Source organism: Streptomyces sp. NPDC002566, from assembly GCF_042889585.1.
Taxonomy (GTDB): Bacteria; Actinomycetota; Actinomycetes; order Streptomycetales; family Streptomycetaceae; genus Streptomyces.
Genome location: NZ_JBIARD010000005.1, coordinates 1 through 21889, shown reverse-complemented (window position 1 = coordinate 21889; position 21889 = coordinate 1). Strand labels below are relative to the sequence as shown.

The following is a 21889-nucleotide window of genomic DNA, read 5'->3' as shown; positions in this document are numbered from 1 at the left end:
CCGGATTCAGGACGGCGGCTCCTGGAAGGATCTCCCTCAAGTGAAGCTTCAGCGCATGAACCGGCGGGCCCTCTCCCTCGGTGCTCTCGCCGTCTCCGGCGCCCTGGCCCTCACGGCGTGCGGCTCCGACGACACCGGCTCCGGCACGAACGGTGGCAGCTCTCCCGCGGCGGCGGCGAGCGACGTCAAGTGCGACGACGCCAAGGGTCAGCTGCTCGCCGACGGCTCGTCCGCGCAGAAGAACGCGATCGACGCCTGGGTCAAGAACTTCACGCAGGCCTGCAAGGGGGTCCAGGTCAACTACAAGGGCTCCGGCTCCGGCGCCGGCGTCACCGCGTTCACGCAGGGCCAGGTCGCCTTCGCCGGCTCCGACTCCGCGCTGAAGCCCGAGAACGTCACCGCCTCCAAGCAGGTCTGCTCCGGCGGCCAGGGCATCGACCTGCCGATGGTCGGCGGCCCGATCGCCGTCGCCTACAACCTCTCCGGCGTCGACGGCCTCGTCCTGGACGCCCCGACGATCGCCAAGATCTTCAACGGCAAGATCACCAACTGGAACGACCCGGCGATCAAGAAGCTCAACCCCAGCGCCAGCCTGCCCGACCTGAAGATCCAGCCGTACCACCGCTCGGACGAGTCCGGCACCACGGACAACTTCACCAAGTACCTGATCGCCACCGCCAAGAGCGACTGGCCGTACGAGGGCGGCAAGGCCTGGCAGGCCAAGGGCGGCCAGTCCGCGTCCGGCTCCTCCGGCGTCGCCCAGGGCGTGAAGCAGACCAACGGCGCGATCGGCTACATGGAGCTGTCGTACGCCAAGGACGGCCTCGGTACGGTCGCCATCAACACCGGCGCCGCGGCCCCGGTCAAGGCCTCCTCCGACGGCGCCACCAAGGCCATCGCCGACGCCAAGGTCGTCGGCACCGGCAGCGACCTCGCGCTGAAGATCAACTACGCGACCAAGTCCGAGGGCGCCTACCCGATCACGCTGGTCACGTACGAGATCGTCTGCGACAAGGGCAACAAGGCCGCGACTCTGCCCGCCACCAAGGCGTTCCTGCGCTACATCGCCAGCGAGCAGGGTCAGAGCATCCTCTCGGGCATCGACTACGCGCCCATCCCCGACGCCATCATCACCAAGGTCCGCTCCACCGTCGAGGGCCTGAGCTGATCCGTGGTGCGGTCCGGCGCCGGGGCGACCCGGTCCGGACCGCACCGTCCGGTGCACCGCCGCCAGGGGCCGTCCGCACTCCCGGCCCCGCCCGAGCCGCCCACCCCGAGCGGCTCCGCAGACCGGAGAACCCCATGGACATATCGACGAAGAAGTCACAGAACCCGGCCGAGCCGCCGCCCCCGACGTCCGCACGGGGCGGACCGGGCGACCCGGTCGCGCCGCACACGCCGGGCGCCCCCGGCACGGCAGAGCTGAAGCGCGCCGCCCGCGGCGCCACCCGGCCCGGCGACCGGATCTTCCTCACCCTCACCCGCGGGTCGGGCATCCTGCTGCTGGCGATCATGGCGGCGATCGCGGTCTTCCTGACCTACCGCGCCTCCCTCGCCATCAGCAAGGACGAGGCGAACTTCCTCACCGCGTTCGAGTGGAACACCAACCTGATCCCGCCGAAGTTCGGCATCGCCGTGCTCGCCTTCGGCACCGTGGTCTCGTCGGTCGTCGCGATGGTCCTCGCGGTGCCCGTCGCCGTCGCCATCGCGCTGTTCATCACCCACTACGCCCCGCGCCGGCTGAGCGGCCCGATCGCCTACGTGGTCGACCTGCTCGCCGCCGTGCCGTCCATCGTCTACGGCCTGTGGGGCGCGCTGATCCTCGTACCGCACTTGGACGGCCTGTTCGGCTGGCTCGACGACTACCTGGGCTGGACCGGGATCTTCTCCTGGGACCAGGGCGCCCCGCGCTCCATGCTCACCGTCGGCATCCTGCTCGCCATCATGATCCTGCCGATCATCACCAACGTCAGCCGCGAGGTCTTCCGCCAGGTGCCGCAGATGCACCAGGAAGCCGCCCTGGCCCTCGGCGCCACCCGCTGGGAGGTGGTCCGCATGGCGGTGCTGCCCTTCGGCCGCTCCGGAGTGATCTCCGCCTCCATGCTCGGCCTCGGCCGCGCCCTCGGCGAGACGATGGCCGTCGCCACCGTGCTCTCCCCGGACTTCGACATCCACGCCAGCCTGCTCAACCCCGGCGGCGGCACCTTCGCCCAGAACATCGCCAGCAAGTTCAACGAGGCGACCGAGTTCGGCCGTGACGCGCTCATCGCGTCCGGCCTGGTCCTGTTCGTCATCACCCTGCTGGTCAACGGCGCGGCCCGCGCGATCATCGCCCGCCGCAAGGAGTACTCGGGGGCCAACGCATGAGCAACGCCGTTCTCGACAAGCGTCCCGGCAGCCTGCGCGGCGCGACCCTGCCCAAGTGGACCTCACCGGCCGTCGCCGCCGGTTCCGCCGCCCTGGCCGTGGGCATCGGCCTCGCCGCCGGACTGCACAGCCGCATCCAGTGGGGCCTCATCGCCGGTCTGCTCTTCCTGCTCGGCACCTACGGCGTCGCCGCGCGCGTGGAGGGCCGCCGCCAGGCCAAGGACCGCATCGCGACCGCGCTCGTCTGGGTCGCCTTCCTCCTCGCCGTGGTCCCGCTCGCGTCCCTGATCTGGGCGACCGTGCAGCGCGGCCTGAAGGTCCTGGACGTCTACTTCCTGACCCACTCCATGGGCGTCGTCGCCGACTCCGAGCCCGGCGGCGGCATCTACCACGCCATCCTGGGCAGCCTGGAGCAGGTCGGCCTCGCCACCCTGATCGGCGCCCCGATCGGCGTGCTCACCGCGATCTACCTGGTGGAGTACGGGCGCGGCAACCTCGCCCGGGCCGTCACCTTCTTCGTCGACGTCATGACGGGCATCCCGTCGATCGTCGCCGGCCTGTTCATCCTCAGCCTGATGCTGATGTTCGACATGCAGCCGTTCGGCTTCGCCGGCTCGCTCGCCCTGGCCATCCTGATGATGCCGGTGGTGGTCCGCTCCACCGAGGAGATGCTCAAGCTCGTCCCGAACGAGCTGCGCGAGGCCTCCCTCGCCCTCGGCGTCCCGAAGTGGCGCACCATCCTGAAGGTGGTCGTCCCGACCTCCATCGGCGGCATCATCACCGGCGTCATGCTGTCGGTGGCCCGTATCGCGGGCGAGACGGCGCCTGTGCTGCTCCTGGTCTTCGGCAACCCGTTCATCAACGCCAACCCCTTCGAGGGCGCGCAGGCGTCGCTGCCGCTGTACATCTACCAGCAGTACTCGCAGAGCGCGGGCTCCCAGGCGGCGTACGACCGTGCCTGGGCGGCGTCGCTCACGCTGATCGCCTTCGTGATGATCCTGAACCTGGTGGCCCGCGGCCTCGCCCGTTGGAAGGCCCCCCGATGACCCTGTGCGGCATCAGCCGAGTAACCGGTCGCCGACGCGGCCGCAGCGACCGAGACTGGAAGTGAAGCAGTAGCCATGGCCAAGCGAATCGACGTCAGCGGACTGACCGCGTACTACGGCTCCCACAAAGCGATCGAGGACATCTCGATGACGGTCGAGCCGCGCTCGGTGACGGCCTTCATCGGCCCCTCCGGCTGCGGCAAGTCGACGTTCCTGCGCACGCTCAACCGCATGCACGAGGTGACGTCCGGCGGACGCGTCGAGGGCAAGGTCCTCCTGGACGACGAGGACCTGTACGGCGCGGGCGTGGACCCGGTGTCGGTGCGCCGGGAGGTCGGCATGGTCTTCCAGCGCCCGAACCCCTTCCCCACGATGTCCATCTTCGACAACGTGGCGGCGGGCCTGCGCCTGAACGGCGAGCACAAGAAGTCCGAGCTGCCGGACATCGTGGAGAAGTCCCTCAAGGGCGCGAACCTGTGGAACGAGGTGAAGGACCGCCTGAACAAGCCCGGCTCGGGCCTGTCCGGCGGTCAGCAGCAGCGGCTGTGCATCGCCCGCGCGATCGCGGTCGAGCCGAACGTCCTGCTGATGGACGAGCCCTGCTCCGCCCTCGACCCCATCTCGACGCTCGCCATCGAGGACCTGATCAGCGAGCTGAAGGAGCGGTTCACGATCGTCATCGTGACGCACAACATGCAGCAGGCGGCCCGCGTCTCCGACCGCACGGCCTTCTTCAACCTGGCCGCGGTCGGCCAGCCCGGCCGGCTGATCGAGCTCGACGAGACGGAACGCATCTTCTCCAACCCGTCGGTCCAGGCCACCGAGGACTACATCTCCGGCCGCTTCGGCTGAGCCGGCCGGAGCCGAGCCCCTCGCGGTGCTGCATGGCGGTGCCACCGTGAGGCCGAAGGCCCGCCCCCCTGGCTTCCGGGGGGCGGGCCTTGTCCGTGTCCGCGTGTCCGCGCGTGTGTTCCGGGTTCCTAGAGGAACGCCAGGTTCACGAGCCAGAAGGCCACCGCCGCGACGGCCGCCGCAGCGGGCATCGTGATGAACCAGCCGAGGACGATGTTCTTGGCGACGCCCCAGCGCACGGCGTTGACCCGCTTGGTCGCGCCCACGCCCATGATCGCCGAGGTGATGACATGGGTCGTCGAGATCGGCGCCTTGAACAGGAACGCCGTGGTGAACATGATCGACGCGCCGGTGGTCTCGGCGGCGAAGCCCTGCGGCGGGTCCAGCTCGATGATCTTCCGGCCGAGGGTGCGCATGATGCGCCAGCCGCCCGCGTAGGTGCCCAGCGACAGCATCACCGCGCACACGATCTTGACCCAGACCGGGATCGGGTCGCCGTAGCTCTCCACATCGGCGATGACCAGCGCCATCACCACGATGCCCATCGTCTTCTGGGCGTCCTGGAGACCATGTCCGAGCGCCATGCCGGCCGCGGACACGGTCTGCGCTATGCGGAAGCCCCGCTTGGCCTTGTGGGGGTTGGCCTTCCGGAAGATCCACAGGATCGCCGTCATCACCAGGTAGCCGACGATCAGACCCACGAACGGCGACACGAACATGGGGATGACGATCTTCTCCAGCACCCCGTCCCAGTACACCGTCGTCCCGCCCGCGAGCGCGGCGCCCACCATGCCGCCGAACAGCGCGTGCGACGACGACGACGGCAGGCCGAAGTACCAGGTGACGAGGTTCCACGTGATCGCGCCGACCAGCGCCGCGAAGAGGATGCCCATCCCCGTCGAGCCGTGAGGTGTCTCGATGAGCCCCTCACTGACGGTCTTGGCGACGCCGGAGCCGAGGAAGGCGCCTGCGAGGTTCATCACGGCGGCCATGGCGAGCGCCGCACGCGGGGTCAGCGCCCGGGTGGAGACCGACGTGGCGATGGCGTTCGCCGAGTCGTGGAAGCCGTTGGTGTACGTGAAGAAGAGCGCGACGCCGATGGTCGCGACCAGCGCGAAGGTGTCCATGAAGGGTTCAGGACTCCTTGACGGCGATGGTCTCCACCGTGTTCGCCACGTGCTCGAACGCGTCCGCCGCCTCTTCCAGCACGTCCACGATCTGCTTGAGCTTCAGCACCTCGATGGCGTCGTACTTGCCGTTGAAGAGGTGGGCGAGCAGCTTGCGGTGGATCTGGTCGGCCTGGTTCTCCAGCCGGTTGACCTCGATCCAGTACTCGGTGAGGTTCTCCATGGTCCGCAGATGCGGCATGGCCTCGGCGGTCAGCTCCGCCGCCCGCGCCAGCACCTCGATCTGCTGCTCGACGCCCTTGGGCAGTTCCTCGACGTTGTAGAGGACGACCAGGTCGACGGCCTCCTCCATGAAGTCCATGATGTCGTCGAGCGACGAGGCGAGGGAGTAGATGTCCTCGCGGTCGAACGGCGTGATGAACGAGGAGTTGAGCTGGTGGAAGATCGCGTGGGTGGCGTCGTCACCGGCGTGTTCCGCGGCCCGCATCCGCTCTGCGATCTCGGCCCGGCCGGCGGTGTCCGCCCCGAGCAGTTCCATCAGGAGCTTCGAGCCGGTGACGATGTTGTCCGCGGACGCGGCGAACATGTCGTAGAAGCTCGTCTCCCTGGGGGTCAGACGAAAGCGCACGTGGGGTCCTCAGGATGCATCGGTTTCGGTCAGGCTGATGCTAGGCGCATCATCCGGCCACGGCTAATGGGCCGTCCCCCAGTGTCACCCATCATGCGGGGCGACCGGCAGCGGGGCTGCCGAGCGGTCCGGTCCACCGGCCGTCCTGTGCGACGGCCACAGGCGCTCCTACCCGCCGAAGTTCGGTACCATATACCCAGGAGGGGTATCTGTATGGAGGAAGCGATGGACGCCACGCACGCGACGGACGCGACAACCGCCGTCCGGACCGGCGCCGAGGCGCCGACCGCCGCGCCCGGGGCGGCCCCGGCCGTGCACGGGTACCACAAGCAGAAGGACGAGCACCTCAAGCGCCTGCGCCGCATCGAAGGCCAGATCAGGGGCCTGCAGCGGATGGTCGACGAGGACACCTACTGCATCGACATACTCACGCAGGTCTCCGCCTCCACCAAGGCCCTGCAGTCCTTCGCCCTCCAGCTCCTGGAGGAGCACCTGAGGCACTGCGTCGCGGACGCGGCCCTCAGGGGCGGCGACGAGATCGACGCGAAGGTCGAGGAGGCCACGAAGGCCATCGCCCGCCTGCTGCGGACCTGAGCTGTGGTGAACGCCTCCCCGTGAGCGGGCTCACCCCGTGGCGTTCCGCTCCTCGCCGACGCGCAGCACCTCGTCGATGCTCTCCATGCTGAGCCGCTCCCCGGCCTCCGAGGCCGCGATGATCAGCTCGCCGCACAGTTCGATCTCGGCGAGGGCCTCGTGGTCCTGAACCGCCGTACCGCCGACCGGAGCCACGCGCATCACCTCGTCTCTGCCGTCACCGGCTCCCTAGGGTGTGTCACGAAAACGGCGTCGTCCGCCCGGAGCGCGCGGCAGGCGAGTATTTCGCGACACGCCCTAGCGTAGGGAGGGGCGCACGCCCCGCGCATGGCACGGACGGGCTAGTTCTTGTCGCCGCTCTCCCCGGCTTCCCGTGCCTCACTCCTCGGCGATCCGCCCCGCGTAGATGTCCCCGGCCGCCGGGAGCCGTACGTCGACGGGCACCCCGAAGTCGTACAGCCACGTCGTCGAGGCGACCGCCACGACCGCGCCGGAGGCCCCCCGCGCCCCTGCCTGACGGCCGTTGACGAACCCGAAGCGGTGCCTGACCTTGCGGATCCGCCCCTGTTCGTCGAGATAGACGTCGAACGGCACCCGGGCCGTCGCGAACCCCTTCGCCGCCGCGCCCAGCGCGCTCCGCCCGTCCCCGGAGGCGACCGTGGCGGCCGCCGCGAGGTCGGCCGTCCCCCGGTAGTGCCGCACCTCGACCCCCGCGAGCCGGGTCCTGCCGACGTACGTCGCGTCGCGCGCCCCCCGCAGCACCTCGGCGGCGGCGTACGGGTCGGTGGCGCCGCCGGTCACCAGGTTGCCGTCGTGCAGCGTGGCCGTGTCCACCCGCACCCACTTGTCGGCGGGCACGCCCGCGCCCCGGTTCTTCATGAACAGCGCGCCCGGCGTGAGGAGTTCGGTGATGGGCCGGCGTCCGCTGGAGCCGGCGGGGTCCTGCGGCAGCACGACCTCCAACCGACCGAGCCGCCGGCGGTAGTCGTAGACGCCCTCGCCCCGGATGGTCACCCGGGTGCCGCCGGTGGCCATCTCCATCGACGTGCGGGCCTTCGAACTGCCCGCCGCCACCAGCGCGTCGGCGGCCTGCCGCAGCGCGCGCACCGGATCGGCGCTCATCGGGGCCGCACGGTCCGCCGCGCGGTCGTCCTCGCCGTCGCCCCCGTCGGCGGAGCACCCGGCCGCGCCGGCGCAGAGCCCGGCCGCGCAGACCCCGGCCATGAGCCCCGCGACGACCGCCGATCCCCACCGCCGCTGCTGCCGCTGCGCCATCGCCTGTCTACCCCCAGCCGGTACGTCCGTCACGGGCCCATGTCGTCCGGTTCAACGACCGAAGGTGGGTAGCGTTCTTTTCGTGACCCAGCAGAACGGCTCAACCCCGCATCCCGGCCCGGAAGAAGCGCCCGGCGGGGAACACCGCACCACCACCGTCGAGGAAGGCCGCTTCTGTCTGGCCCGCTGCACCTGCGGCTGGCGCGGCCCGGCCCGCAGGGCCCGCAGCACGGCCCGCTCCGACGCGGACCGCCACGCCCACGGCTGACCGCGCAGGGCGCCCGAAGCTCCCCCGGTGGAACCCCTGACTCCGCGCCGCCGTCTCGCTCCTTGACGGCGCGCGCCGCGCGCCGAAGGCACGGTACGCGCGCGGGTGGACGCGCAGGGGGGACGACGACATGCAACGACGTATGTTCATCGCGGGCGGCGCGGCCGCGTTCGCGGCGGCCGCGGCGGACGCCCGCCGGCCGGGCGGCGGCATCGGCACAGCCGGGAGCCCGGCCGACGGCAGCCGGACCGCCGGCGCCTCGATGCGGACGGCGAGCGCGGCGGCCGCCGCGAACTGGGCGGCCCTCGCCCGCGACCTCGACGGGACCCTGATCCGCCCCGGCGACGCCTCCTGGACCGCGGCCCGCCAGCTGTACAACACCCGCTTCGACACGCTCAAGCCGGCCGCGGTCGCCTACGTAGCCCACGCCGCCGACATCCGTACCGCCCTCGGCTACGCCCGCGCGCACGGCGTCAGGATCGCCATCCGCAACGGCGGCCACTCCTACGGCGGTTGGTCCTCCGGTGAAGGCCGGCTGATCCTCGACGTCTCCCGGCTGAACCGGGTCCGGGCGAGCGGCGGCTCGGCCGTCGTCGGCGCCGGCGCGAAGCTGATCGACGTCTACCGGGCGCTGGCCGCCAAGGGCGTGACGATCCCGGCGGGCTCCTGCCCCACGGTCGGCGTCTCCGGCCTGGTCCTCGGCGGCGGCCACGGCGTGGTCTCCCGCGCCTACGGCCTGACCTGCGACAGTCTCACCCGGGCGACACTCGTCACGGCGGACGGCAAGGAGCTCACCGCCGACGCCACGACCAACAAGGACCTGTTCTGGGCCCTGCGCGGCGCGGGCAACAGCAACTTCGGCGTGGTCACCGAACTGCACTTCAAGACCCACCCCGCGCCACAGGCCGTCACCTGCCACCTCACCTGGCCCTGGTCGAAGGCGGCGGCGGTGCTGAAGGCCTGGCAGGAGTGGGGCCCGTCCCAGCCCGACGAGATCTGGTCCTCCCTCCACCTCGCCAACACCCCCGGCGGCAGCCCGAAGATCTCCGTCTCCGCCTTCTCCATCGGCACCTACGGCGAGCTCAAGAACGCCGTGGACCGCCTGGCCTCGCGCGTGGGCGCCCCCGCCACCGGCGTGTCCCTGCGCCGCCGCGGCTACGAGGAGGCCATGGAGATCTACGCCGGCTGCTCCTCGTTCACCGCCGACGCCCAGTGCCACCTGCCCGGCGCGACCCCCGGCCGCTCCCCGCAGGGCAAGCTGGCCCGGGAGACGTACGCGGCCCGCTCGGCCTTCTTCGACCGCTCGCTGTCGGCGGCGGGCATCCAGACGCTGCTCAGGCAGCTGACCGCCGTCCGCGGCGGCTCCGGCAGCATCGCGCTGACCGCGCTGGGCGGCGCGGTCAACCGCGTCTCCCCCACGGCCACCGCCTTCGTCCACCGCCGCTCCCGCATGCTGGCCCAGTACCTCGCGTCCTGGCGGGCCGGCACCAGCGGCGCCGCCGCCCAGGCCTGGCTGACCTCGGCGCACCGCGCGATGACCCCGTACGACTCGGGCGCCGCCTACCAGAACTACGCCGACCCCGCCCTCGCCGACTGGCGCAAGGCCTACTACGGCGCCGCGCTGCCCCGGCTGACGCAGCTGAAGAAGCAATACGACCCCAAGGGCGTCTTCTCCTACCCACAGGGCCTGTGACCGCGGACAGAGCAAAGGGGCGGGGCCAGTCGCACGACCGGCCCCGCCCCTTCGGCAGTTGGCTTCGCTACCCCTAGGCGGCCAGGTCCCGTTCCCGGCTGGCGGCCTCCATCCGGGCCCCCGGCACCACGGCGTCCCGCCCGTCCGAGGCCTCCCGCGCCGAGCGGCTCCGCACGACCCAGCCGAGCCGGGGCGAGCGGTCCACCGCGCGCAGCAGGGGCGTCAGCAGCATCGAGGCGAGCGGCGACAGCAGCAGCGCCACGGCGGTGCCGAGCGCGAACCCGCCGATCACGTCGGTCGGGTAGTGCACACCCATGTACACCCGGCAGAAGCCCTCGACGAGGCCCAGCACGAGTCCGGCGATCCCGAACCGGCGGTTGGCGACGAACAGCGCGACGCCCATCGCCATGGTGATCGTCGCGTGGTCGCTGACGAACGAGTAGTCGGTCTTGCCGGAGACCAGCACCTCCAGCCCCTCGTGGTCGAGGAACGGCCGGGGCCGCTCGACGAACCCGCGTATGGGCACGTTCACCAGCACCGCGACCGCGGCGGCGAGCGGCGCCCACACCAGCGCGGCCACGGACGCCGAGGCCTCCTCCACGCCGACCGGTCTGCGGCGCACGGTCCACCAGCAGCCCACGATCAGCAGCATCATCGCGAGCAGCAGTCCGTACTCGCCGACGAACTCCACGATCCGGTCCAGCCAGTGGGGCGCGTCCTTGGCGAGGCCGTTGATGTCGTAGAGCAGGTCGACGTCGGGGTTCGACCCGGATGCGGCGAGTCCAGCCATGGTGCTGCGGCCCTTCGTCGTGATGTTGCCCGGCGCGCCTCACGCACGCCGCTCGTGCCCACCCCCGTGGTTCGTAGATCCGCTTCCGCCAGTACGGGACAGGTACGCCGGTCACAAGCATCGCTGGGCTACGTCAACAGGAACGCACGTCTCCCGTCGATACGTTCCACTCTCCACCGAATGATCACTCAGACGTTATCGAAGGGAGATGGTCCTCGCAGCTCAGACGGTGCGTTACCGGACCCTTCAGACGGTCGCGGGGAGCGCTTTCGCGCCATCTTCGGTCACCCGGGTGGCGCCGAAGTACTTGCGGGTGTCGATGGGGTCGAACCGGATCACCGCGCCCGTGAACGGCGCGTCGATCATGTAGCCGCCGCCGACGTAGATCCCCACGTGGTCGATGGCCCGGGAGTTGGTCTTGTCCGTCGAGAAGAACACCAGGTCCCCCGGCAGCAGTTCGTCCCGCGCGGGGTGCGGGCCGGCGTTGTACTGGTCGTTGGCCACCCGGGGGAGCGTGATCCCCACGCTCTCGTAGGCCGCCTTGGTCAGCCCCGAGCAGTCGAACCGTCCGCCCTGATCAGGCGTGCCGTTCCCGCCCCACAGATACGGCGTGCCGAGCTTCTTCTGGGCGAAGTAGATCGCCCCGGCGGCCTGCTTGGAGGGATCGACGCGGGTGACGGGAGCGGCGAAGCTCTTCGCCAGCGTCGTGATCGTCTTCACGTAGTTCCGGGTCTCCTGGTACGGCGGCACACCCCCGTACTTGATGACCGCGTACGCACCCGCGTTGTAGGACGCGAGCATGTTGTGCGTGGGGTCGCCGGGCACCTTCTTCACGTACGCGGCGAGGGTGCAGTCGTACTTCGCGGCCGATGGAATCGCGTCATTCGGGTCCCAGACGTCGCGGTCGCCGTCGCCGTCGCCGTCCACGCCGTGCGTGGCCCAGGTGCCTGGGATGAATTGCGCTATCCCCTGCGCCTTCGCCGGACTCTTGGCGTTCGGGTTGAATCCGCTCTCCTGGTACAACTGCGCCGCCAGCAGGGCCGGGTTGATCGCGGGACAGAGGTTTCCGTACTTCTGAACGAGCGCCGCATAGGCGGCCGGCACCGCGCCCTTGGCCAGCCCGACGCTCCCGCCGCCCACGCCGTTGACGATGTTCCCGGCGACCATGTACACGCCGACGACGAGCAGCATCACGAAGCTGAGCCCCACCGCAGCGGCGGCACTTGCCACGATCCATGCCTTACGCACCGTCAACCGCCCCTCGCCCAGCCGGATTACGCCCGCGCCAGTCTATGAGTTTCCCCCCGGGAAACCGGCGCAACCGGGGCCCCCGCAGCCCGCGGGCCCGCCATTGACGCGATACCGCCGCCGCCCCGCCCCCGCCGTCCCCGCCGTCCCCGCCCCACCCCAGCCGTCCCCGCCGCACCCGCCGTCCGTCAGGGATCGGCCGCCGCCTCCCGGTACAACGCGCCCGCCCCGCCGCCCAGCACCACGCTGTACGAGACGTCGGCCGTGGCGCCCCCCTGCTCGTGTCCGCCGAGGACGCCGACGACGTCACCCGAACCGTTCACCCAGGGGCTCCCGCTCGTCCCGCCGGTGAAGTCGGGGCAGTCGATGCGCTGCTGGGTCGCGCTGCGGGCCACAGGGCGGTTGGAGCACGTCAACGGGGCCTCGGCGGCGTCGGGATAGCCGGTCACGGTCACGACACCGGCGCCGGTCACCGAACCGGTGACGAACCGGTTGCCGCCGACGACGTCCTCGACCTCCTGACCGTCCCCCTGCCCGGCGAGCACCGCGAACGCCACGTCGCTGTCCTCGTCATCGGCCCGCCCCTCCCTCCACCCGGCGGGCAGGAACACCCGCTCCACCTCCCACATCCCGTAAGGGGCCTTCCCGTCGCGGTACCCGGGAGCGAAGTACAGAGCGCCCCGCCCCGCCAGACAGTGCGCCGCCGTCACCACCAGGTCGCGGTGCGGGCTGCGGACGACGGACGCGGTGCAGAAGTGCCCGCCGGCGAGGTCGCCGCCCGGCCGGTCGAACAGCGCACCCACCCGCACGGTGCGCGCCGTCGCCCGCGCGGCGGCGGTCACACCGAGGGGCCCCGGTCCGTCCCCGGCGACCGCCTCGGAGGCCGAGGTGGCGGCGAGCAGCACGAGGACGCAGAGCAGGGCGTACGGGCGACGACCGGTACGAGTGCGCTTCATCGGGGTCACTGTTACCCCGGAAAGTGAGAGCCAGGTCAGAGGAGGCTGTCCCCGGCCTGTCGTCCCGTACGAGGGGGAGACCCCGGAGCCCCACAGGGGTACCGGGGACCGCCCCGAGCCGGCTCTCAAGACGTACGGGGTCGGCCCTCAGGGGCGACGTGGGCGGCGGGGCGCGACCGTCAGCATGTACGGCGTCCGCAGTCCGGCCCAGTCCACCAGGAGCCCCCGTGACGCACGCCGTCCCCGCGCCCGCCCTGCCCCTCCGCCCCCGCCCCGACGTCCCCGCCTGGACCCGGCGGGCGGCCGCAGCGGTCCTGTGGGTCAACCTCCCGTCCTCCTTATGGCGCATCGCCGTCGTCCTCGGAGTACCGCTGGGGCTGCGCCAGTCCGAGTACGACGCCATGCTCATCCCCGGCTGGGGCCTGCTGCTCCTCCCCCTGCTGTCCCTGGCCCAGGAGGGCCTCGCCTGGCTGACGTACGGGCTGATCCGGCCGTGGGGCGAGGTGTGGCCCCGCTGGATCCCGTACCTCGGCGGCCGGCCGGTCCCCGTCCTCGCCGCCGTCGTCCCCGCGGCACTCGGTGCCCTCGCGTGCACGGTGTACGGCGTCCTCCTCGTGTGGACCACCCTCCACGCGCACATGGACGTCACCCCGTGGGGCCAGTGGATCCTGAACGCCTGCTACCTCCCCCTCGTCGCCTGGGGACCCCTGTTGGCCGCGGTCACCGTCCACTACCACCGCCGCCGCACCCGGATCTGACCGGCCGTCGCCCGCCCCCGCGGTCCCTCCCGCGCATGAGAACATCGACGCGGAAGCTCACCCGACCAGCCGTCAGACCCGGTGCCAGGGCTGAGAAGTGGGTCAACGACGGAACCACACCTCAGGTTCCGCGACGACCTCATTGCCCGGCGTGACCTGCCGTGATACACAGAGTAACCGTACGAGCTATTCGTACGAATCCCGCTCACGATTGACGCCAAGTCGACATGCGACGGCGGCTTTGTCGGCGAGAATGATGGCTGACCTCTGCACACCCGCAGAGGCCCGTGGAACTACCCACCAGGGGCGGTGACTTACATGCTCTTTGCGGCCGACAAGGGAGACATCAACACCATCATCGGCGGAATCGCGCCGGACTGGGGGCCCTTCGGCAGCCTGGGCAACGAGGCGAAGGTGATGATCGAGGTCGTGATGGCGGTCGCCATCCTCATCTGCCTCGGCATCGCCATCTGGGGCGCGGCCAAGCAACGCATCGGCGCGACCGCCCTGCGGGACACCTTCAGCGCCGAGCAGGGCAAGGGCCTCATCATCGCCGGGCTGACGGGCGTCTTCATCATCGGATCACTCGGCACACTGTTCACGATCGTGTACGGGATGGCCGTGTAGCCCGCCCCGCCCGTCCCCGTCCCGTCCGGGCACGCCCGGCCCCCGGACCCCACCCACCCGTCGTGCCCACCGGCTGAGGTTGCGTTTCCCTGATGTCGAGTCACCACACCGCGCCCGCGCGGGAACCAGCACGGCTACCGTCGTACTTCGAGGCGTTCCGGTACGGCAGGTACGGCAACGAGGGGGCGTACACGGCATGAGTCCCGGCGACGAACACGACTACGGCGAGCCCACGCGCACGCGGATGCGCCTGCCCGAGTCCGACCCCTACGGCGGCGCCCAACGCCCCGCCCGCTCCAGCTCGCGCAGCCTGGTGACGGTCGTCGGCGTCGTCGTCCTCCTCATCGCCGCGATCGCCTTCGCGAACCGCGGAGGCGAGGACTCCCCTTCCTCCACCGCAGCCGGCGACACCGACAAGCCGAAGTCGTCGACGACGGCGGCGACAGGCACGAAGCCGGTGGGAACGAAGGCCTCCGGCATTCCCTCGGGATTCGCCCGCAACGAGCAGGGCGCCCAGTCGGCGGCCGCCAACTACGCCGTGACGCTCGGCTCGACCGACATGTTCCGGAAGGACAGCCGGCACACCATCCTCACCACCGTCTACACCGCCGACGCCGCCACCAAGCTCAAGGCGCCCATGGACCAGGCCTACTCGGCCGACTTCCTCGCCAAGCTGGGCCTCGACGCAGACGGCAACGCACCGCAGGGCAACACGTTCGTCTCCCGCGTCGTCCCCGTGGGCGCCACCGTCCGGACCTACACCGACACCACGGCCAAGGTCTCGGTCTGGTACCTGGGCCTGATCGGCATGTCAGGGGAGAAGTCCACCGACCCCGTCACCTCGTCGTGGAAGACCTGGACCTTCGACCTCCGGTGGTCCGGCGGAGACTGGAAGATCGTCACCGACGATCAGACGGACGGCCCCGCCCCGGTCCCCGGCGACGACAAGGCCGCCGCCTCCGACGAGATCAGCAAGGCCATCGAGGAGTACGGAGGGTTCACGTATGCCCGGTAAGCCGCACCGCGTGCTCCGGCTCGCCGGAGTGGTCACGGCCGTCCAGACCTCGGCCGTGCTGCTGGCCGGCCGCGCCTTCGCCGCGCCGAGCCCCAGCCCCTCGCCGTCCCCCTCGACCAGCTTCGACTGCAGCATCATCTCGGGCGAAGCCCAGAAGTACTGCGAGCGCGGCAACCGAAGGACCGGAACCACCACCAACCCCGGCGTCTCCGACACCCTCGACCCCCTCTCCTCCCTGGCAAGGGGCTGCGCCGACGCCGCCGCGTGGACCGTCGACAAGCTCAGCGAGGCCGTCAAGGACACCGCGAACGTCGACTTCACCAACCCCAAGTTCCTCCAGCAGTACGCCGTCGTCTTCGCCGCCTCCACCGTCCTGACGCTCCTGCTGTGGCTGCTCGCCGTCTCCAAGCGCGCGGTGCGCGGCGTGCCGCTGACCACCGCCATCGGCGAAGCCGTCGGCTTCCTCTGGCTCACCGTCCTGGCCTCCGCCTTCACCCCCCTGATCCTCTACACCGTCGTCTCCGCGACGGACGGCCTCACCGACGTCCTCGCCAAGACCACCGGCAACCAGACCGACACGTTCTTCGGCACGTTCTCCGCCGCCCTGGAGAAGGGCGAGGACATCGGCGGCGGCCCGATCATGCTGATCGTCGTCTCCCTGGTCTCCGTCCTCGCCGCCGGAGTGCTCTGGCTGGAGCTCGTCATCAGGGCCGCCCTGCTCTACGTCGGCGCCCTCCTCGGCACCGTCGTCTACGCGGGCCTCGTCGACAAGAACCTGTGGGGCCACGTCCGCCGCTGGGCCGGCATCATGATCGCCGTCATCCTGGTCAAACCGGTGATCGTGATCGTGCTCGGCCTCGCCGGCGCCCTCTCCGCGGACGACGGCCCGGACGCCTTCGGCGCCGTCGTGTCCGGACTGTCGATCATCCTGCTGGCCATCTTCGCCAGCGCCATGATCTACCGCTTCGTCCCCGGCTTCGGCGACGAGATCGCCGGCTCCCGCAACAACCGCATCATGCAGGGCGCCGAAGGCAAGGCCGCCGCCGTCATCAGCTCCCCGGCGACCCTCGTCGCCCAGGGCATCAAGACGCACAGCACCCGCGCCGACAGCAACGGCGGCGGCTCGGCGGCCTCCGGCTCCAGCAGCCCCCGCCAGGCCAACCAGGCCGCCGGCGGCGTCGCCGCACACAGCACACGCCCCTCGAGCGGAGGCGGCGGATCCGCCCCCTCCGCCGCACCCGCACCCCGCTCCAGCAGCCCGGTCAACACCCCGCACGCCGGCAACACCCGCAACAACCGCACGGGAGGTGAAGGGCGTTGACGGCTGATTCCCACGTGGGCCATGTGTCCCACGCGATCGCGCCCCGCCGTACATATCTGATCGGCCGCGCCCGGCCGAACGCGATCGTCGGACGCAACCGCGAGAGCGGCGAGATCGCGCTCATCGTCGTCGGCGCGTTCCTCGGCATGATGTGCGGACTTCTCGTCCCCCTCCTCGCCCTGCGGATCGTGCTGCTCGCCGGCTTCCCGATGCTCGCCCTCGCCGTGGTCTACGTGCCGTACAAGCACCGCACGTTCTACAAGTGGTTCGAGATCAACCGCAGCTACAAGCGCACCCTGCGCCAGGGCACCGTCTACCGCTCGGCCGCCATGGAGGCCGGCACCCGCCTCGACGGCCAGGAGATCGAGATCGGCCCGCCCCCCGGCATCGGCCGCATCACCTGGCTCGCCGCCCCCTTCGGCCCCGACGAGATCGCCGTCCTCCTGCACGCCGACCGCCGTACCGTCACCGCCGCCATCGAGATCGAGGGCCCCGGCGTCGGCCTGCGCGACAGCGAGGACCAGGAAGCCCTCGTCGACCGCTTCGGCACCCTGCTCAAGCACGTGGCCAACGGCGACGGCTTCGTCACCCGCATCCAGATGCTCGCCCGCACCCTGCCCGCCGACCCCGACGCCCACGCCAAGGACGTCGCCCAGCGCGGCGACGACAAGTCCCTGCCGTGGCTGCAGACCTCGTACGACCAGCTCCAGTCCATGGTGTCCACGAGCAGCGAGCAGCACCGCGCCTACCTCGTCGCCTGCATGCACTACACGCGCGAACTGGCCGCCGAGGCCCACGCCATGGCCCGCGCCGCCCGCCCGCAGAACGGCCGCAAACTGGACCGTGACGCCGGCCTCGCCGTCGTCATGGCCCGCGAGCTGACCGACATCTGCTCCCGCCTCCAGGAGGCGGACATCCGCGTACGCCAGCCCCTCGGCCAGGGCCGCCTCGCCTCGCTCGTCCACTCCATGTACGACCCGGACCACCCCATCGACCACATCCAGGCGATGACCCGGCGCAACGCCTGGCCGGCCGAGCTCGACGCCATGGAGCCCACCTACCTCCAGGCCAAGACCCGCGAGTCCAGCACCCGCGCCCCCTGGTGCCACGCCACCGCCTGGATCAAGGAGTGGCCGATGACGCCCGTCGGCGTCAACTTCCTCGCCCCGCTCCTCGTCCACACCCCGGACGTCATCCGCACCGTCGCCGTGACGATGGACCTCGAACCCACCGAGGTCGCCATCGAACGCATGCTGACCGAGAAGACCAACGACGAGGCCGAGGCGAGCCGCGCCGCCAAGATGAACCGCACCGTCGACCCCCGCGACGTGGCCGCCCACTCCCGCCTCGACCAGCGCGGCGAGGACCTCGCCTCCGGCGCCGCCGGCGTCAACCTCGTCGGCTACATCACCGTCTCCTCACGCAACCCCGAGGCCCTCGCCCGCGACAAGCGCACCATCAGGGCGTCGGCGGGCAAGTCGTACCTGAAGCTGGAGTGGTGCGACCGCGAACACCACCGCGCGTTCGTGAACACGCTCCCGTTCGCCACCGGCATCCGAAGGTAGGGGCTTCACATGCGGGACCCGCTGTCCGTCCTCACCGACGCCTTCACGTCCTTCCTCTTCGGCAAGGTCGAGACGACCCGCCTGCCGGTCCGCACCTCCACCGGCCAGGCCCAGGCGGTCTACCTCCCGACCGCCGCCCCCGGCCTCGGCGACTCGGGCGTGATCATCGGCCGCGAGGTCTACTCCGGCAAGGGCTACATCTACGACCCCTTCCAGCTGTACGGCCAGCAGCTCCCGGCACCGCACTGGCTGGTCCTCGGCGAGTCCGGCAACGGCAAGTCGGCGCTGGAGAAGACGTACGTCCTGCGCCAGCTGCGCTTCCGCGACCGCCAGGTCGTCGTCCTGGACGCCCAGGGCGAGGACGGCGTCGGCGAATGGAACCTCATCGCGCAGGCGCTGGGAATAACCCCCATCCGCCTGGACCCGATGGCCGCCCTGGACCACGGCATCCGCCTCAACCCGCTGGACCCCTCGATCACCACGACGGGCCAGCTCGCGCTGCTGCGCACCATCATCGAGGTGGCGATGGGCCACGGCCTGGACGAACGCTCCGGCTTCGCCCTCAAAGTCGCCCACGCCTACGTCAACCAGACGATCGTCGACCGCCAGCCGGTCCTGACCGACATCGTCGAACAGCTCCGCCACCCCGAACCGGAGTCCGCGGAGGCGATGAACGTCGCCATAGACGACGTACGGGCCTGGGGCCTGGACGTGGCGCTCGTCCTGGACCGCCTGGTCGACGGCGACCTGCGCGGCATGTTCGACGGACCGACCACCGTCGGCATCGACCTCGACGCCCCCCTCATCGTCTTCGACCTCTCCCACATCGACCGCAACTCCATCGCCATGCCGATCCTGATGGCGATCGTCGGCGTGTGGCTGGAGCACACCTGGATCCGCCCCGACCGGAAGAAGCGCATCTTCCTGGTCGAGGAGGCCTGGCACATCATCAACAGCCCCTTCGTGGCCCAGCTGTTCCAGCGCCTGCTGAAGTTCGGCCGCCGGCTCGGTCTGTCCTTCGTCGCCGTCGTCCACCACCTGTCCGACGTGGTCGACGGAGCCGCGGCGAAGGAGGCCGCCGCGATCCTCAAGATGGCGTCCACACGGACGATCTACGCCCAGAAAGCCGACGAGGCCCGCGCGACCGGCCGCGTCCTGGGCCTGCCGCGCTGGGCCGTGGAGATCATCCCGACCCTGACGCCCGGCATCGCCGTCTGGGACGTCAACGGCAACGTCCAGGTCGTCAAACACCTGGTCACCGAGACCGAACGGCCCGTGGTCTTCACCGACCGCGCGATGACGGAGTCCTCCGTCGACCTGTCCGCCGACGACGCGCTGCGCGCCGCCGAGCGGGAGGCCGAGGAACGGGCGGCGGCCTTCATGGAACAGCACATGGCCGACCTGGACGGTTCGTCCTCGTCCGAGTCGACGGTCGCGTAAGGCGGTCCCCGGGCCATGAGACCGACCGACGACCACCGTCACCAGCGGCACCACCGGGACGCGGGCCCGGGAGGCGGCCGGCCGGCGCAGACAGGGGGCGTCCCCGACGGCCTCCTGGTCGGCATACTCGGCTTCCTGCTCGGCATGACCCTGCTCGTCTGGACGGCCACCGGCCTTGCCGCACTCTTCGCGCACGGCTCCTGGCCCGCCGGCGTCACCTTCACCCGCACGCCCCTGGCCATGCGCCACCTCGTCGGCCGGCCCCACGACATCGCCGGCGCCTGGCCGCAGGCCCACCCCGCCGAACTCTCCGGGTACGGCCTCTTCTGGGGGCTGTTCATCGGCCAGCTGATGCTGGTGTTCGTCCTCACGGTGTTCGTGCTGGGGACGGTGGCCAGGTGGCGGGCGGTCCGGGCACGCAGGAAGGCGGAGAGGGCGGCGGCCCTGGACCGGATGGTGACGGCGACGGCACCCCCACCGGAGCGACACGAGCCACCGGCCACGGGAACTGCTGCGACCAGTGCGGCTACTGCATGGGAGCAGGCCGAAGCACCGTCAGCCGACCCGACTCCGCCCTCCGCGACGAAGGTCGCCGTGACCGCGGCCGTCCCGCAGCAGCTCCCCGAGCCCACGGCGGTGCTGCCCACGACGCCGCCTCGCCCCGAAGGCCCTGTCCTCTACGGCTCCCGAGAGATCCGCCAGGCCACGGCCGCCCGCGCCGTCCGCGACGCGGAAGGCCCCCTCCTCGTCGTCACCTCCGCACCGGCCCTCTGGCACGACACGAAGGACGCCCGCGCCAAACTCGGCCCCGTCCTCCTCTACGACCCCGCCCACCTCTGCGACACCCCGGCCCGCCTCCACTGGTCCCCGACGGCCGGCTGCGCGGACAAGGCGACGGCGGCAGGGCGAGCCGCCGCCCTCCTCACCCCCGTACGCCCCACGGCCCGTCTGGACCAAGCAGTCGCCGACACCGCGGAAACGCTCCTCCGCAGCTACCTGCACGCCGCCGCCGTCGACGGCCGCACCATCCGGCACGTCCACCGCTGGTCGCAGGGCTCAGGCGTCCAGGAAGCCGTCCGTGCCCTGCGCACCAACCCGAAGGCGGCCCCTGGTTCGGCCGGCGAGCTCGAAGCCGCTCTCACGTCACATCCCGAACGCCGGGACATCGCCCACGAGCTGACGACCCGTGCCCTCGCCGCGCTCTCCACGGTGAACATCCGCGAGGCATGCACTCCCGACCGAAGTGATGCCCTCGCCTTGGATTCCTTCGTGAACGAAGGGGGAACGCTTTATGTGCTCGGCAATTCCATCGAGGACCCGAGGAGCGATCCCGGCGCCATGCCGCTCCTGACGGCCCTCGTCTCCAGCGTGGTCGAGCGCGGCCGGCGCATGGCCGAACGGTCATCCTCCGGTCGCCTCGACCCACCACTGACGCTGGTCCTGGACGACGTGGCGGCCGTGGCGCCGATCCCGCAGCTCCCGGACCTCCTGGCGGCCGGCGCCGACGCGGGCCTGCCCACCCTGGCCCTGCTCCGCTCCCGCGAACAGGCCCGCTCCCGCTGGCCCCACACGGAACTGCCCGTCTGACCGCCGGCGTCCGGGCAGACCGTCAACTCACCTCGGACGGGCCCCGCTCGCTTGCCGGCTCCAGTACGAACTCCAGTTCGCGGGCGTCGGGATGGGCCGGCACGGAAACGACCACCCCGGTGGGCCGGAACCCCACCCGGCGGTAGAAGGCCTGCGCCCGTCCGTTCTCCTCGTGCACGAGGAGCCGCACCCGCTCCACCTCACGTCCCCAGGCCCAGTCGAGCACAGCGTCGAACAGCACCTCGGTCAGTCCGATCCCCCGCACGTCGGGCCGTACGAACACCCCGACCACATGCCCTTGACGCCGCTCGACCGGGAATCCCGCCCAGTCCTCGACCCCGGCCTCTTCGACCAGCACGGTCGCCGTGCCCACCCATTCCCCGCTCGGGGCTATCGCGACCAGCTGCTGAGCGGTGTCCGAACCTTCGGCGACCCCCGCCGTGCGCTCCTTCCAGAGCGAGTCCGGCTTCGCCAGCGCCTCCTCGTACGTCTCCAGGAAAGCGAGGTGCGCGACCGGATCCTGCAACGCCAGCAGTCGCAGCTCCCTGGCGAGAGCCCATTCGTCGGGACGCACGGACCGGATCACATAGTTCATGCCGGTCACCGTATTACGGGCCCGACAGGGCCGTAAAACGAAAAAACCCCCGCACCGTGAGGTGCGGGGGTTTTCCCAATGATTGTTCGGCGGCGTCCTACTCTCCCACAGGGTCCCCCCTGCAGTACCATCGGCGC

Annotated in this window: 22 protein-coding genes; 14 read left to right on the top strand and 8 right to left on the bottom strand. The window is 71.0% G+C overall.

The annotated features are described in order from the left end of the window. The first annotated feature begins 40 nt into the window (after positions 1-40). From pstS to pstB, 4 genes are all read left to right on the top strand, one after another. Positions 41-1168 carry a phosphate ABC transporter substrate-binding protein PstS gene (gene pstS / locus ACFYXA_RS21640; RefSeq protein WP_352246664.1) on the top strand — a complete coding sequence of 376 codons (1128 nt, stop codon included), beginning with the start codon at positions 41-43 and terminating at the stop codon, positions 1166-1168. Positions 1169-1302: 134 nt separating this feature from the next. Next, positions 1303-2367 (top strand): phosphate ABC transporter permease subunit PstC, encoded by a 1065-nt coding sequence (gene pstC / locus ACFYXA_RS21635; RefSeq protein WP_352246665.1) that lies wholly within the window; start codon positions 1303-1305, stop codon positions 2365-2367. Then, positions 2364-3413, top strand: coding sequence for a phosphate ABC transporter permease PstA (gene pstA / locus ACFYXA_RS21630; protein WP_389035174.1), 1050 nt, complete (start codon positions 2364-2366; stop codon positions 3411-3413). Before pstC ends, pstA begins: the two co-directional genes overlap by 4 nt. A 75-nt stretch (positions 3414-3488) precedes the next feature. Further along, positions 3489-4265, top strand: a complete 777-nt coding sequence (gene pstB / locus ACFYXA_RS21625; protein ID WP_130441772.1) for a phosphate ABC transporter ATP-binding protein PstB — start codon at positions 3489-3491, stop codon at positions 4263-4265. Positions 4266-4393: 128 nt separating this feature from the next. Here the strand turns inward: pstB and ACFYXA_RS21620 are convergent, their stop codons facing one another. Both ACFYXA_RS21620 and ACFYXA_RS21615 read right to left on the bottom strand, forming a co-directional pair. Continuing rightward, on the bottom strand, positions 4394-5392 hold the full coding sequence (locus ACFYXA_RS21620; protein WP_352246667.1) for an inorganic phosphate transporter: 999 nt from the start codon (positions 5390-5392) through the stop codon (positions 4394-4396). Between the two features lie 7 nt (positions 5393-5399). Beyond that, positions 5400-6020: a DUF47 family protein gene (locus ACFYXA_RS21615; protein WP_352246668.1), complete on the bottom strand. Its 621-nt coding sequence runs from the start codon at positions 6018-6020 to the stop codon at positions 5400-5402. Positions 6021-6245: 225 nt separating this feature from the next. Here ACFYXA_RS21615 and ACFYXA_RS21610 point away from each other — a divergent pair, with 225 nt between their 5' ends. Continuing rightward, on the top strand, positions 6246-6614 hold the full coding sequence (locus ACFYXA_RS21610; protein ID WP_352246670.1) for a metal-sensitive transcriptional regulator: 369 nt from the start codon (positions 6246-6248) through the stop codon (positions 6612-6614). Positions 6615-6644: 30 nt separating this feature from the next. On the opposite strand, the gene ACFYXA_RS21605 is transcribed toward ACFYXA_RS21610, so the two are convergent. Both ACFYXA_RS21605 and ACFYXA_RS21600 read right to left on the bottom strand, forming a co-directional pair. After that, a complete protein-coding gene (locus ACFYXA_RS21605; RefSeq protein WP_165430427.1) occupies positions 6645-6809 on the bottom strand; it encodes a hypothetical protein in 165 nt (54 codons plus the stop codon). A 183-nt stretch (positions 6810-6992) separates the two neighbouring features. Beyond that, a complete protein-coding gene (locus tag ACFYXA_RS21600) occupies positions 6993-7889 on the bottom strand; it encodes a hypothetical protein (RefSeq protein WP_389035169.1) in 897 nt (298 codons plus the stop codon). A gap of 82 nt (positions 7890-7971) precedes the next feature. Between ACFYXA_RS21600 and ACFYXA_RS21595 the strand changes: the two genes are divergently transcribed. Both ACFYXA_RS21595 and ACFYXA_RS21590 read left to right on the top strand, forming a co-directional pair. Then, the gene (locus tag ACFYXA_RS21595) at positions 7972-8157 is read left to right on the top strand and encodes a hypothetical protein (protein WP_351091863.1); all 186 of its coding nucleotides are present in this window, start codon (positions 7972-7974) and stop codon (positions 8155-8157) included. Between the two features lie 130 nt (positions 8158-8287). Next, positions 8288-9850 (top strand): FAD-binding oxidoreductase, encoded by a 1563-nt coding sequence (locus tag ACFYXA_RS21590; RefSeq protein ID WP_389035166.1) that lies wholly within the window; start codon positions 8288-8290, stop codon positions 9848-9850. A 73-nt stretch (positions 9851-9923) separates the two neighbouring features. Here the strand turns inward: ACFYXA_RS21590 and ACFYXA_RS21585 are convergent, their stop codons facing one another. The 3 genes from ACFYXA_RS21585 to ACFYXA_RS21575 form a co-directional block, all read right to left on the bottom strand. After that, positions 9924-10640 (bottom strand): phosphatase PAP2 family protein, encoded by a 717-nt coding sequence (locus ACFYXA_RS21585; RefSeq protein ID WP_389035163.1) that lies wholly within the window; start codon positions 10638-10640, stop codon positions 9924-9926. A gap of 246 nt (positions 10641-10886) precedes the next feature. Next, complete coding sequence (locus ACFYXA_RS21580; RefSeq protein WP_389035160.1) at positions 10887-11894, bottom strand: NlpC/P60 family protein; 1008 nt, start codon at positions 11892-11894, stop codon at positions 10887-10889. A gap of 182 nt (positions 11895-12076) precedes the next feature. After that, positions 12077-12844, bottom strand: a complete 768-nt coding sequence (locus ACFYXA_RS21575) for a trypsin-like serine peptidase (RefSeq protein WP_389035157.1) — start codon at positions 12842-12844, stop codon at positions 12077-12079. A 401-nt stretch (positions 12845-13245) separates the two neighbouring features. Here ACFYXA_RS21575 and ACFYXA_RS21570 point away from each other — a divergent pair, with 401 nt between their 5' ends. From ACFYXA_RS21570 to ACFYXA_RS21540, 7 genes are all read left to right on the top strand, one after another. After that, positions 13246-13602 (top strand): hypothetical protein, encoded by a 357-nt coding sequence (locus tag ACFYXA_RS21570; protein ID WP_389035154.1) that lies wholly within the window; start codon positions 13246-13248, stop codon positions 13600-13602. Between the two features lie 318 nt (positions 13603-13920). Then, a complete protein-coding gene (locus tag ACFYXA_RS21565; RefSeq protein ID WP_004000049.1) occupies positions 13921-14229 on the top strand; it encodes a hypothetical protein in 309 nt (102 codons plus the stop codon). A 196-nt stretch (positions 14230-14425) separates the two neighbouring features. Then, a complete protein-coding gene (locus ACFYXA_RS21560; RefSeq protein WP_389035151.1) occupies positions 14426-15244 on the top strand; it encodes a hypothetical protein in 819 nt (272 codons plus the stop codon). Further along, positions 15234-16565 (top strand): hypothetical protein, encoded by a 1332-nt coding sequence (locus ACFYXA_RS21555; RefSeq protein WP_351334661.1) that lies wholly within the window; start codon positions 15234-15236, stop codon positions 16563-16565. The genes ACFYXA_RS21560 and ACFYXA_RS21555 overlap by 11 nt, the downstream gene beginning before the upstream one ends. 23 nt (positions 16566-16588) lie before the next feature. Continuing rightward, positions 16589-18130, top strand: coding sequence for an SCO6880 family protein (locus ACFYXA_RS21550; RefSeq protein WP_389036142.1), 1542 nt, complete (start codon positions 16589-16591; stop codon positions 18128-18130). Positions 18131-18139: 9 nt separating this feature from the next. After that, positions 18140-19570, top strand: coding sequence for an ATP-binding protein (locus ACFYXA_RS21545; RefSeq protein WP_130441746.1), 1431 nt, complete (start codon positions 18140-18142; stop codon positions 19568-19570). A gap of 15 nt (positions 19571-19585) precedes the next feature. Beyond that, entirely contained in the window at positions 19586-21157 is a 1572-nt protein-coding gene (locus tag ACFYXA_RS21540; RefSeq protein WP_389035148.1) for a type VI secretion protein, read from the top strand. A gap of 22 nt (positions 21158-21179) precedes the next feature. On the opposite strand, the gene ACFYXA_RS21535 is transcribed toward ACFYXA_RS21540, so the two are convergent. Then, the gene (locus ACFYXA_RS21535) at positions 21180-21752 is read right to left on the bottom strand and encodes a GNAT family N-acetyltransferase (RefSeq protein ID WP_352246682.1); all 573 of its coding nucleotides are present in this window, start codon (positions 21750-21752) and stop codon (positions 21180-21182) included. Positions 21753-21889 lie beyond the last annotated feature (137 nt).